This window comes from Polyangium sp. 6x1 (assembly GCF_029946515.1).
GTDB lineage: Bacteria > Myxococcota_A > Polyangia > Polyangiales > Polyangiaceae > Polyangium.
The window spans coordinates 78,074-89,830 of the sequence record NZ_JARZHH010000049.1; the positions used below are offsets into that span (position 1 = coordinate 78,074).

The window sequence follows — 11,757 nt, forward strand, 5'->3', positions numbered from 1 at the left end:
CGTTTGCCCCGGCCACGCGCCGGGGCGAGAAAGACGTCGGATGTTCTTCAAGAACGACAGCGAACGCGGCAAGTCCGCCCCGGAGCGCGGGGTCGCACCCCTCCTGCCGCTCAGGGACATCATCGTCTTTCCTTATATGGTCTCCCAGCTCTTCGTCGGCCGTGAGCGCTCCATTGCCGCGCTCGACGAGGCGATGAACCGAGGCAAGGAGATCTTCCTCGCGGCACAACGCAACGCCAAGACGAACGACCCGACGGCCGAGGACATCTTCGCCGTCGGCTCCGTCGGCGTGATCATGCAGCTCCTCCGCCTCCCGGACGGGACGGTGAAGGTGCTCATCGAGGGCAAGCGCCGGGCGAAGATCAAGAAGTTCGTCCAGTCGGACGCCTTCTTCCTCGTCGAGTACGAGGAGATCCCCGAGAAGGCCGCGTCGAGCGTCGAGGTCGAGGCGCTCATGCGGAGCGTGCAGAGCACGTTCGAGGTTTACGTAAAGCTCAACAAGAAGATCCAGCCCGAGGTGTTGATGGCCGTGCAGGCCATCGACGACGCCTCGCGGCTCGCCGACGCCATCGTCGCGAACCTGCCGACCATCAAGCTCGCCGATCGCCAGAGCCTGCTCGAGACGGACGATCCGAAGCAGCGGCTCGAGCGCCTCATCGAGCTGATGCAGGCCGAAATCGAGATCCTTCAGGTAGAGAAGAAGATCCGCTCCCGCGTCAAGAAGCAGATGGAGAAGACGCAGAAGGAGTACTACCTGAACGAGCAGATGCAGGCCATCCAGAAGGAGCTGGGCGGCGGCGAGCGCGACGAGTTCAAGAACGAGATCCAAGAGATCGAAGAAGCTTTGAAGACCAAGCGGATGAGCAAAGAGGCCACCGCGAAGGTCAAAAAAGAGCTGAAGAAGCTCAAGATGATGCACCCGACGAGCGCGGAAGCGACCGTCGTGCGCAACTACATCGACTGGATCCTCGACCTGCCCTGGTACGAGAAGAGCGAGGAGCGCTTCGACCTCGTCGAGGCCGAGAAGATCCTCGACGAGGACCACTACGGCCTGCGCAAGATCAAGGAGCGCATCCTCGAGTACCTCGCGGTCCAGGCGCTCACGAAGAAGCTCAAGGGCCCGGTGCTCTGCTTCGTCGGTCCCCCCGGCGTCGGCAAGACGAGCCTCGCGAAGAGCATCGCGCGCGCCACGGGGCGCAGGTTCGTCCGCCTCTCGCTCGGCGGCGTCCGTGACGAGGCCGAGATCCGCGGCCACCGCCGCACGTACATCGGCGCGCTGCCGGGCAAGCTCATCCAGAGCCTCAAGAAGGCCGGGACGAACAACCCCGTCTTCCTGCTCGACGAGGTCGACAAGATGTCGACCGACTTCCGCGGCGACCCCGCGGCGGCGCTGCTCGAGGTCCTCGATCCCGAGCAGAACCACGCGTTCAACGATCACTACCTCGACCTCGATTACGACCTCTCCGACGTGATGTTCATCACGACGGCGAACACCCTCGGCGGCATCCCGGTGCCGCTGCAGGACCGCATGGAGATCATCCAGCTCTCCGGCTACACCGAGTTCGAGAAGCTCAACATCTCGCTGAAGTACCTCGTCCCGCGCCAGCGCAAGGAGTGCGGGCTCGAGGACGTGAACATGAACTTCAACGAGGGCGCGGTCCGCACGATCATCCACCACTACACGAAGGAGAGCGGCGTGCGCTCCCTCGAGCGCGAGATCGCCAGCGTCTGCCGCAAGGTCGCGCGCAAGGTGGTGAACGAGGGGAAGGACAAACCCATCGAGATCACCGCGAAGAGCATCCCGAAGTTCCTCGGCGTGCCCAAGTACCGGCTCGGCAGGCGCGCCGAGAAGGACGAGGTCGGCCTCGTGAACGGCCTCGCGGTGACCAGCGTCGGCGGCGATCTCCTGCCCGCCGAGGCCGTGGTCCTGCCGGGCAAGGGCAAGCTCGTCGTGACGGGCCTGATCGAGAAGGGCATGGAGGAGAGCGCGCAGGCCGCGATGAGCTACGTGCGCTCGCACCTCGAGCGCCTCGGTTTGTCGAGCGACGCGTACCAGAAGGTCGACGTGCACGTGCACTTCCCCGACTTCGTACGCAAGGACGGGCCGAGCGCGGGCGTGACGATGGTGACGGCCGTGTGCAGCGCGCTCATGAAGGTCCCCGTTCGTCAGGGCCTCGCGATGACGGGCGAGGTCACGCTGCGGGGCCGCGTGCTCGCGATCGGCGGCCTCAAGGAGAAGCTGCTCGCGGCGCACCGGAGCGGCATCACGACGGTCGTCTTGCCCAAGGAGAACCGCAAGGATCTGCGCGACGTGCCGCGCCGCGTGCTCCGCGCGCTCCGGCTCGTGCTCGTCGAGCACGTCGACGACGTCCTGCGCGAGGCGCTCATCGTGAAGGACCCCGAGGCGACGTTCGGCCCGCCGCACGCCCGCCTGGAGTACCGCGACGGCGAGCTCGTCACGCCGAACGGCTCGCCGGCTCCGTCCATGCCGTCGCTCCCGGCGGATTCGCCCGCCGAACAGCCTGGCGCCTAGGCACCTTCTGTAATCCCTGCTGGCAAGGATCATGGCGGCGCGCTAGTCGCTCGCCGCCATGATCCGACGAGCCCTCATCTCGGTCTACGACAAGGCGGGACTCCTTCCGTTCGCGCGCGCGCTCGCGGCGCGAGGCGTGGAGATCCTCTCGACCGGCGGCACGCTCAAAGCGCTCGCAGACGCGGGGCTAGCCGTCACCAGCGTGGAGTCCTTCACGGGCTCGCCCGAGGTGATGGGCGGACGCGTCAAGACGCTCCACCCGCGCGTGCACGGCGGCATCCTCATGCGCGGCGACATCGATCAGGCCGATCTCGAGCGCCTCGGCGGCGCGCCGATCGACCTCGTCGCCGTGAACCTCTATCCGTTCACGCAGACCGTCGCGAAGCCGGGCGTGCTGCTCGCCGAGGTGATCGAGCAGATCGACATCGGCGGTCCCGCGATGGTGCGCAGCGCCGCGAAGAACCACGACCGCGTCGCCGTCGTGTGTGATCCGTCCGATTACGAGGCCGTGCTCGCCGAGATCGAGGCGAGCGGCGGCGAGGTGTCGGCCGCGACGCGCCGCAAGCTCGCGGCGAAGGCGTTCGCGCACACGGCCGCGTACGACGGCGCGGTGTCGGCGTACCTGTCGTCGCTCGGGGATCCGGATCCGGCCGAGGAGAAGGCGCCCGCGAAGCGCGAGGCGTATCCGCGGTATCTGACGCTCACGTTCGAGCGTGCGTACGGCCTCAGGTACGGCGAGAACCCGCATCAGTCGGGCGCGTTCTATCGCGAGCGTACCGCGCACGAAGGCTCGCTCTCGCTCGCCGACTCGCTCGGCGCCGGCGGCAAGGAGCTCTCGTTCAACAACCTCGTCGACGTCGACGCCGCGCTCGAAGCGGTGCGCGAGTACGAGCGGCCCGCGGCCGTCGTCGTGAAGCACGCGAATCCGTCGGGCGTGGCCGTGGCCGACGCGATCGACCGCGCGTATCGCATGGCACGTGACGCCGACGCGCTGAGCGCCTTCGGCGGGATCGTCGCGCTGAACCGCCCCGTCGATCGCGCCACGGCCGAGGCCCTCGCCGAGACGTTCCTCGAGTGCGTCGTGGCGCCTTCGTTCGCGGACGATGCGCTCCCGATCCTGCGCGCGAAGAAGAACCTGCGCCTCCTCGCCACGCGTGTGCTCTTGCCGCCGGAGCTCGACGAGCTCACGTGGAAGCGCGTGGGCGGCGGCCTCGTCGTGCAGGGGCGCGACGCGACGGCGCGCGGGGAAGTCGAGAAGGCGCGGGTCGTCACGAAGCGCGCGCCGACGCCGGAGGAGCTCGCGGCGCTCGAGCTCGCGTGGAAGGTCTGCAAGCACGTGAAGTCGAACGCCATCGTGCTCGCCAAGGAAGGCCGCACGGTGGGCGTCGGCGCGGGGCAGATGTCGCGCGTCGAGAGCGTGCGCATCGCCTGCCGCAAGGCCGATGCGGAGGCCCGCGGCGCCGTGCTCGCCTCGGACGCGTTTTTCCCGTTCCCGGACGGCGTCGAGCTCGCCCTCGAGCACGGCGTGACGGCCTTCGTGCAGCCGGGCGGCAGCGTGAAGGACGCCGACGTGATCGCGGCCGCGGACAAGGCCGGAGCCGCGATGATCTTCACGGGCGTCCGGCATTTCCGGCACTGATCGCGGCTCGTTCGCCCTGCCCGCCGCGCCCCCGCGCCCCGCCAAACGCCCCTCGCCCGGCCCTCTCGGCGGCCTTCCGGCCCGCCGATGGATCCAGCCTCACGGATCGGGGCACAAAAACGCGCACAAAAAATTTGGCCACCCCGATCTAGCTGTGCTGTTGGTGGCTTACAGCGTCGCGGCGGGGCGCCGCGGCGAGCGTCAAGGAGCGTGGCGGTGGCCGGGATCAGGGAGTCGTGCAGCGTTTGTGGGTCGGACTTCGACGTCCAGTTCCGCTACCAGATGGAGGAGCGGGACGGCGGGTTCTCGTTCTACTGCTCCCAGAAGTGCCTGGAGAAGAGCCAGCTCGGCGGCGAAGGGCAGGGCGACAAGCTCGCCACGTGTGACGCCTGCGCGAAGCGGTTCCAGCCCGAGCTCGCGTCCCAGGTGATGTACCTCGGCGGCCGTCGCACGTACGCGTGCTCGATGCCCTGCCGCACCCAGCTTCAGCGCGAGGCGAGCGGCGTACGGCTCGGCGAGATCGCCGCCGAGGTCACGCCGCAGGCCGTCGCGCCCTCGCCGCCGCCGCAGGCCGTGCCGCGGGCCGTGGCCACGCGCGCGTCGGGCCCGGCGAGCGCAGGGGCGCCTGCGAAGCGTGCTTCCTCGACGACGTCGCCGGCCGTGGCCGTGCCCGTCGTGCCGCAGGTCGCGAACAAGCGGACGGCCCCGGCTGCGCAGGCGTCGCAGGCCGCGCCCGAGGCGCCGAAGGAGCAGGCCGCGGACGCGTCCGTCCCGCGCTACCTCGCCGTGTTCAACCACAAGGGCGGCACGGGCAAGACGACGACGGCCGTGAGCGTCGCCGCGGGCCTCGCGTCGCGCGGCAAGAAGGTCCTGCTCGTCGACACGGACGCGCAGGGCAACGTGTCCGTCTCGCTCGGCGCGAACGTCGAGCGCTCGCTCTACCACGTCCTCGTGATGGGCCTCCGGGTCGCCGACGCGACGCGCGTCGTTCGTCCGAACCTGGACCTTTTGGGCTCCAACGAGACGCTCGCCGCCGCGGAGCTCTACCTCGCGGGCCGGCAGAACCGCGACCGCGTGCTCTGCGAGCGCCTGAGCGCCGCCGCCACGGGCTACGACTACGTGGTGCTCGACTGCTCGCCGAGCCTGTCCTTGATGAACCAGAACGCGCTCGTCTTCGCCGACAGCGTGCTCGTGCCCGTCGCTTGCGACTACCTCTCGCTCGTCGGCGTGCGTCAGGTCATCAAGACCGTGAAGAACGTGAACGCGCTCCTGCACCACCCGGTGCAGATCTGGGGCGTGCTCCCGACGTTCTTCGACGCGCGCGCGAAGATCTGCCGCGAGGCCGTCACCACGCTGAAGCAGCACTTCGGCGACCGGTGCCTGCCGCCGGTGCGCGCCGCGATCAAGGTGAAGGAAGCGCCGGCGCAGGGGCAGACGATCTTCGAGTACGCCGCCGGCACGCCCGCCGCGGAGGACTACGGCGTCGTCGTGGACCGCATCATCCAGAGCCGCGAGGGCGCGGCGAAGGGCGGCAAGGACACGAAGGACACGAAGGACGCGAAGCCCGCGAGCCGCGCCGCAGCGACCGCTTAGGAGAGGACGATGAAGCACGAGGGCGATTTCTCGGATGCCGCGCACGCGCTCCTCGATCGTGACGAGGTCGAAGGGGTCCTCTCCGGTGCGTTTTACACGCCCGCGGGCAAGCCGAGCGCGCGGGCGCAGAAGCCCGCCGCGGAGCGCCCGACGCACTACAAGGTCATCTGCATCTCGATGTACACCGACGACCTCGAGCGCCTGGACGAGATGGTCGAGGCCTTGAAGGCTCGCGGTTTGACCAAGGCGAGTCGCAGCGCGCTCATCCGTCACGCGCTCGAGCAGGTCGATCTGGAAAAGGTCCCCAAGGGGATCTGATCCGTCCGCGGCTCGGCGCTTGCACTGCGCCGGGGCGATGTCGAACGCGCCCATCCAGCCACCTCCGCGGGATCTCGCCGAGGCCCCTGCGACGCCAACGATCGACGAGCAAATGCCGCCGTCCGGCGTGCGGAAGATGCTCGACGCCTTCGAGGAGCGTGACCTCTCGCGCATCCGGTGGAGCTCGGTGCTCGCCGGGCTCTTCCTCGCGCTCGGCACGCTCGTGCTCCTCGGGTTGCTCGGGTTCGCGACGGGCGTGTCCGTCCTCGATCCAGGGGGCCGCGCGTCGCTCGAACGCCTCGGCGCAGGCATGGCCTTGTGGATGGCCTTCGCCTCGCTCGTCGCGCTCTTCGTCGGCAGCTACGCGGCGGCCAAGCTCGGCGGCGCGATCCGACGCGGGGACGGCGCGCTCGCGGGCGTGCTCACCTGGGCCGTCTCGCTCGCGCTGCTCGTGTTCGTCGTCGGCAGCGGATCCCCTCCGCTCTGGGGCACGCAGGAGCTTGGGCGCCCGATCGGCTTCGAGCCGGCGTTCTCGTTTGCACAGCAGACGACCGAGCCGTTCGGCCCGTCCTTCCGGTTCAATCACGGCGAGCTCGTCCGGGCCGCGTGGCTCTCGTTCGCGGGCGCCGTGGTCACGCTGCTCGCGGCGACGTTCGGCGGGGCGCTCGGCGCCGTGGGGCGACGCCGCGGCGGCGCGCTCCCTCCGACGCCTCGGCCCTCGTCGGGGGATCAGATTCCGCTTTACTGATCCGTTGGTGCAGCAACGGTAAACGCGGCCTCTTCCAGGCTCGCCCAGAACGCTTCGAGATCCGGCGGCAGCGGCGCCTCCACGCGCAGCCTGCGCCCCTCGTCTGCCGGGTGATCGAGCTCCAGCACCGCCGCGTGCAGCGCGTGCCGATCGAGCTCGAGGATCGCCCGGTCCTCGTCCGTGAGTAGGCCGTCCGCGCCGCGACCGAAGAGCTCGTCGTCCGGACCGTACAGTTTGTCCCCGACGACCGGCGTCCCGCGCGACGCGAGGTGCACGCGGATCTGGTGCTGCCGGCCCGTCTCCAGCGTGCAGCGCACGAGCGCGTAGAGCCTCCCCGTCGCGGGGTTTCTCCGCCGCCCGAGCACCGCGCAGCGCGTGGCCGAGGGCAGGCCCTCGCCGGGCCGGGCCACGCGCATCTTCACGCCGTAGCGGCTCGTCGGATCGAGCTCGAGCGGCGCCTCCACGCGGAAGGCGTCCTCCTCGTCCGCGCCCCAGGTGATCGCCAGGTACTCCTTGTGCACGCTGCGCTCTTTGGAGCCGGGCCGCGTCGCGCCGCGGGCGAACTGCCATTTCACGTGCCTGTCCGCTTCGCTCGTCCGCGCGAGCAAGAGGACCCCGCTCGTCTCTCGATCGAGCCGGTGCGAGAGCATGATCCGCTCGCCGTCGCGGGCATTTTCGAGCAGCTTGACCACGGTGCTCTGGTGGTAACGCGCCGTCGGATGCACGGGGATCCCGGCGGGTTTGTCCACTGCGAGCAGGTGCGCGTCCTCGTGCAGGATGCGCAGCGTGACGTCGGGCGTTTTCTCGTCCCAGGGCGCGCGCCAGAGCAGGATGAGCTGCTCGGCCTGCACGCGGTCGTTGCCCCGCAGGCGTCGCGCATCCGGGGCGTAGGCGCCGGCTTCGATGATCTTCTGGGCGCGGGTTCGGCTCGTCCGCTTGAGCTGCGATTGCACGAACCGGTCGAGCCGCATGCCCTTCGCCTCCGGGGGCACGCGGAGGATGGAGACGACGGACCCTTCGGGCACCTCGTCCGGACGTACGACCTTGATCCCTCGCCCGAAAGGGCCGTCCGTGGCGCCGAGCTCGCGCGCGCTGATGCGCGTCATGGTCGCCATCCTAGCCTGCTTGCCGTTCGGGGCTACCGCCCGCGGCCGAACCGGTCGAGCAAGGCGCGGGTGCGGTTGGCGCCGCGAGGTCGCTCCTGCGACCTCGCCTCTAGGGGGTGAATCGGCCGGGCTCCGCCTGGCCGAGAGGGGGACGCGAGGCGTCCCCCTCGGGAAAGAAGTCGTGCTACACCCGCCCGCGCATGGACATCCTCTTCGTCGCTTCCGAGATCGCGCCGATGGTGAAGGTCACGGGCCTCGCCGACGTCGTGGCGTCGCTCTCGAAGGCGCTCCGGCTCCTCGGGCACAAGGTCACCCTCGCGCTGCCGCGTTACCCTGGGATCGAAGCCTCCGGCGTCATGATCGCGCGGCGGCTGACCCCGCTCGTCCTGACGATCGGCGGCGAGCGCGTCGAGGTCACGGTCTTCGACGGGCGGCTCGGCTCGGGCGTGGAGCTCGTGCTCTTCGACGTCCCGGGGCTCTTCAGCGAAGGCCCGTCGCGCCTGGCCGACGAGGACGAGGGGGATCTCGCCGCTGCGCGCCGCTACGGCGTCTTCGCGCTCTCCGTGGTCGAGCTCGTTCGCCAGCGCGCGCTCGCGGGCACGCCGTTCGAGGTCGTGCACGCGCACGACTGGCCGTCGGCGCTCGTCCCGTACCTCCTGCGCGATCGTGAGGGTGACGCGCGCCCGGCCGCGGTGCTCACGCTGCACGACCTCGCGCGCCAGGGCCTCTTCCCGCGCGAGGCGCTGCGGGTCATCGGCCTCGCCGACGAGCACTTCCAGCCTTCGCTCCTCGAGTTTTACGGCAAGGTGAGCTTCCTCAAGGCGGGCCTGCTCGCCGCCGACGCCATCACCACGGTGTCGCCGACGTACGCCCGCGAGATCCTCACGCCCGAGCACGGCGAACGGCTCGACGGCGTGCTCGCGACGCGGGCGAAGGAGAACGAGATCGTCGGCATCGTGAACGGCATCGATTACGCCGTGTACAACCCGATGACCGATCCGGCGTTGCCTGCGCGGTACGACGCCGAGGACACGACGAACAAGGCGCGCTGCAAGAGCGCCCTCCTCGCCGAGCTCGGGCTCCCGATCGACATCGAGCGCCCGCTCGTCGTCGCGGTCGGCCGCGTCTCCGCGCAGAAGGGCAGTGATCTGCTCGCCACCTCGCTGCCGAAGATCCTGAAGAGCGACGCGAGCGTGGTCGTGGCCGGCGGCGGGGATCGCGCGATCGTCGCGAAGCTCGAGGCCGCCATCGGCAAGGCGCCCGAGCGCGCGCGGTTCCTCGGCGACGCTGCCGAGTCGGTCGTGCACCGTCTCTTCGCGGCCGCGGACATCGTCATCGTCCCGTCGCGGTACGAGCCCTGCGGCCTCGTGCAGCTCTACGCGCAGCGTTATGGCGCGTTGCCGGTCGCCTATCGCACCGGCGGCCTCCTCGACACCATCGTCGATTGCGACGCGGCGCTCGAGACGGGCACCGGGTTCCTGTACGACAAACCCACCTCGACGCACCTCGTCGGCGCGGTGCAGCGGGCCCTCGCGGCCATGACCTCGCCCCGCTGGCCGGCGCTCCGGCGCCGGGTGATGCGCCTCGATCTCGGCTGGGATCGGCCGGCGCGCCGCTACGTGCACGTCTATCGCTCGGCGGTCGCGAAGCGCTCGGCCTAGTCTTCGCCGAGAAGATGCGGCGGACGGACGCTTCGTAGTACAGTGCATGCGCCCCTTTCGGGCGCTTGTGTCCCAGAACGTCGAATTCTTCGTCTCCCAGCAGGGCAACATCCGCGGACCCGTGCGGCTGGATGCGGTCCGCCGCGAGATCGGCGATGGCGCTGGGAAGGACCTGCTCTTCCGCATGGAAGGGTGCAAGCGGTTCCTCCCCGGCGCGGCGTGGGATCCGCTCTCGGACCTCTTTCCCGCGCCGAGCCCGCCCGATCCGCCCGAGGGGGTGGTCGCCGAGGCGCTGCCGCGCGACCTCGCCAAGCTCGAACCGCAGGCCCGGGACAAGCTCCTCTGGTTCGTCGAGGACACCGACGGCGTCATGGGGCCCGTGACGGGCGCATTCGTGGTGCGGGGCCTCATGACCGGCCGGATTCCGATGTCCTCGGGCGTCTCGCTCGTCAGCGTCCCCGGTTGGATCCGCGGCACGGCGGTGTTTCCGGCGGCGCTCGAAGGCGCGACCGCCATTCGCAAGCGCCCGCTGTCCACGTTCACCTGCCCGTATTGCCTCGAACCCGTCATGGTCGGCAGCACGAGCTGCCTCATGTGCGGCGAGTTCGTGGGCATCGCAAAGCCGCGGCTCGGGCTTTCGCGCGTGGTGGGCCTCCTCGGCGTTGGGCTCGCGCTCGTGCTCGCGCCGCTCGTCGGAGGCGCGCTGTCCGTGCGCGGGGACGGGCGCGGCGCGGGGGTCGAGATTCCCATGGCGGCCGCCGCGCCTTCGCCGGGCGGATCGGCGTCTTCGGCGTCGAGCGTGTCCGCGGCGAGCGCACCGGGCGCGCCATCGGCGAATGCGCCGGCCGAACCTGCGCCGGCCGCGGCGAAGCGGCTCGAAGGCAAGGTCGCCGCGAAGATCGACGTCGCGGCCGACGCCGAGGCCGCGATTCTCCTGCCGCAAGGTCACGTGGCCGTCGCGCGCCGCGTCGCGCTCGACGTCGTCGATCCGAAGAGCGGCGTGGTCATGACGAGCTCGCGCGAGGCGCAATCTGCGCGCGTGATCGAGCGTGTCGGCGGCGCTCTTTATGCGCTCGGCCAGACCCGCATCGGCGCGCTCGAGCCCGACACGCTCCGCGTCCTGCGCTGGATCGAGCCTCGCACCCAGCTCCTCCCGGGCGCCGCCGCGCCCTCGATCGGCCTCGCGATCTTTCCTTCGGCCGTCGATCGCAGCGTCCTCGTCGTCGGCACCGAGCACCACGTCGAGATCGCGCGGTTCCGCTTCGGAGGCGCCATCCCGAGCGCCGTCGCGCTCGACGCCGAAGGCGCCTGGGCCGTCGCGGCCGTCGCCGATCCACGCCCGCGCGCCTATCCCGACGCGATCGAGGTCTTCGCGCCGCTCAGCACGCCGAGCGCGCAGATCGTGCGTCACCTCTCGCTCGGCGATCCCGTCGCGGCCGTCGCCGTCAAATCGGGGTTTGCCTTCGCCGCGCTCGGCTCCTCGCGCATCGCGCGCGTCTCGCTCGAAGGAAAGGGTCTGCTCGCGCCGCCCGATCTTTGCCGCGACACCTGCACCGATCCTGTGTTTGTCCGGGCCGCACCACGCACGCTCGTCGTCGGCTGCAGGGCGGGCCGCGCGCTCTCGCTGCATGCGCCGGCCACGCTCACGCAGGACACGCGCCTCGAGCTCGGCAGCCCCGTGACCGCGCTGGAGATCTCGCCCTCCGGCGATCAGGCGCTCGTCGCCACGGGCGCGCCTTCCCCCGGCGTGTACGTCGTCGATCTCGCGACCGGCGAGCCCATCCGGGTCGACGTCACCGACGAGGTCACGAGCGTCCGATTCGGCAAGGACTCCGGCAGCGCGACGGCGTTTTCGGCCCGCGCGCGCCGCGTGTGGGTGCTCAAGTGAGCAAGACGAAGTGCCCCAGATGCGGAACACTCGCGATCCGGAAGGGCGCGACGAAGTGCCCCTCGTGCCGCGCCTGGGTCAGCTCGCCCAAGCTCGCGGGCAGCCGCGTGCAGCTCGGCGCGCTCGGGCTCGTGCTCCTCGCGGCTGGGCTCGGCGGCTTCGGCATGCTCGCCGGCGGCGCGGCCGTCCTCGCCTCGCAAGGCCGCCTCGGCGGCCCGCGCGCCCCCGCCACGGTGCCTCCGCCTGCGCGCCCCGCCTCGGCCGCGGCGTT

General features: G+C 70.5%; 8 protein-coding genes and 1 pseudogene. 8 read left to right on the forward strand and 1 reads right to left on the reverse strand.

The genetic code is table 11. The features are described from left to right. Positions 1–40 precede the first annotated feature (40 nt). The 5 genes from lon (at position 41) to QHF85_RS34745 (ending at position 6,831) form a co-directional block, all read left to right on the forward strand. Positions 41–2,533 carry an endopeptidase La gene (lon, locus tag QHF85_RS34725; protein WP_281331679.1) on the forward strand — a complete coding sequence of 831 codons (2,493 nt, stop codon included), beginning with the start codon at positions 41–43 and terminating at the stop codon, positions 2,531–2,533. A gap of 58 nt (positions 2,534–2,591) precedes the next feature. Further along, the gene (gene purH, locus QHF85_RS34730; protein ID WP_281331680.1) at positions 2,592–4,172 is read left to right on the forward strand and encodes a bifunctional phosphoribosylaminoimidazolecarboxamide formyltransferase/IMP cyclohydrolase; all 1,581 of its coding nucleotides are present in this window, start codon (positions 2,592–2,594) and stop codon (positions 4,170–4,172) included. Between the two features lie 216 nt (positions 4,173–4,388). After that, positions 4,389–5,765: a ParA family protein gene (locus QHF85_RS34735; RefSeq protein WP_281331681.1), complete on the forward strand. Its 1,377-nt coding sequence runs from the start codon at positions 4,389–4,391 to the stop codon at positions 5,763–5,765. A 9-nt stretch (positions 5,766–5,774) separates the two neighbouring features. Continuing rightward, complete coding sequence (locus QHF85_RS34740) at positions 5,775–6,083, forward strand: hypothetical protein (RefSeq protein ID WP_281331682.1); 309 nt, start codon at positions 5,775–5,777, stop codon at positions 6,081–6,083. Positions 6,084–6,120: 37 nt separating this feature from the next. Continuing rightward, positions 6,121–6,831 (forward strand): hypothetical protein, encoded by a 711-nt coding sequence (locus tag QHF85_RS34745; RefSeq protein WP_281331683.1) that lies wholly within the window; start codon positions 6,121–6,123, stop codon positions 6,829–6,831. Here QHF85_RS34745 and QHF85_RS34750 read toward each other — a convergent pair. After that, a complete protein-coding gene (locus tag QHF85_RS34750; protein WP_281331684.1) occupies positions 6,825–7,937 on the reverse strand; it encodes an RluA family pseudouridine synthase in 1,113 nt (370 codons plus the stop codon). The genes QHF85_RS34745 and QHF85_RS34750 overlap by 7 nt on opposite strands. Positions 7,938–8,137: 200 nt before the next feature. On the opposite strand from QHF85_RS34750, the gene QHF85_RS34755 reads away from it, so the two are divergent. The 3 genes and pseudogenes from QHF85_RS34755 to QHF85_RS34765 all read left to right on the forward strand — a co-directional run. Continuing rightward, positions 8,138–9,598: a glycogen/starch synthase gene (locus QHF85_RS34755; RefSeq protein WP_281331685.1), complete on the forward strand. Its 1,461-nt coding sequence runs from the start codon at positions 8,138–8,140 to the stop codon at positions 9,596–9,598. 46 nt (positions 9,599–9,644) lie between these two features. Beyond that, on the forward strand, positions 9,645–11,486 hold the full coding sequence (locus QHF85_RS34760) for a hypothetical protein (RefSeq protein ID WP_281331686.1): 1,842 nt from the start codon (positions 9,645–9,647) through the stop codon (positions 11,484–11,486). Then, positions 11,483–11,757, forward strand: a pseudogene (locus tag QHF85_RS34765) (hypothetical protein); the annotation flags it as partial. The gene QHF85_RS34760 and the pseudogene QHF85_RS34765, both read left to right, overlap by 4 nt.

What these genes read in the sequence shown, in the direction of transcription:
- QHF85_RS34745 (WP_281331683.1), top strand. Translation starts at nt 6,121, where the DNA reads ATGTCGAACGCGCCCATCCAGCCACCTCCGCGGGATCTCGCCGAGGCC.
- QHF85_RS34750 (WP_281331684.1), bottom strand. Translation starts at nt 7,937, where the DNA reads ATGACGCGCATCAGCGCGCGCGAGCTCGGCGCCACGGACGGCCCTTTC.
- QHF85_RS34755 (WP_281331685.1), top strand. Translation starts at nt 8,138, where the DNA reads ATGGACATCCTCTTCGTCGCTTCCGAGATCGCGCCGATGGTGAAGGTC.
- QHF85_RS34740 (WP_281331682.1), top strand. Translation starts at nt 5,775, where the DNA reads ATGAAGCACGAGGGCGATTTCTCGGATGCCGCGCACGCGCTCCTCGAT.
- lon (WP_281331679.1), top strand. Translation starts at nt 41, where the DNA reads ATGTTCTTCAAGAACGACAGCGAACGCGGCAAGTCCGCCCCGGAGCGC.
- purH (WP_281331680.1), top strand. Translation starts at nt 2,592, where the DNA reads ATGATCCGACGAGCCCTCATCTCGGTCTACGACAAGGCGGGACTCCTT.
- QHF85_RS34760 (WP_281331686.1), top strand. Translation starts at nt 9,645, where the DNA reads ATGCGCCCCTTTCGGGCGCTTGTGTCCCAGAACGTCGAATTCTTCGTC.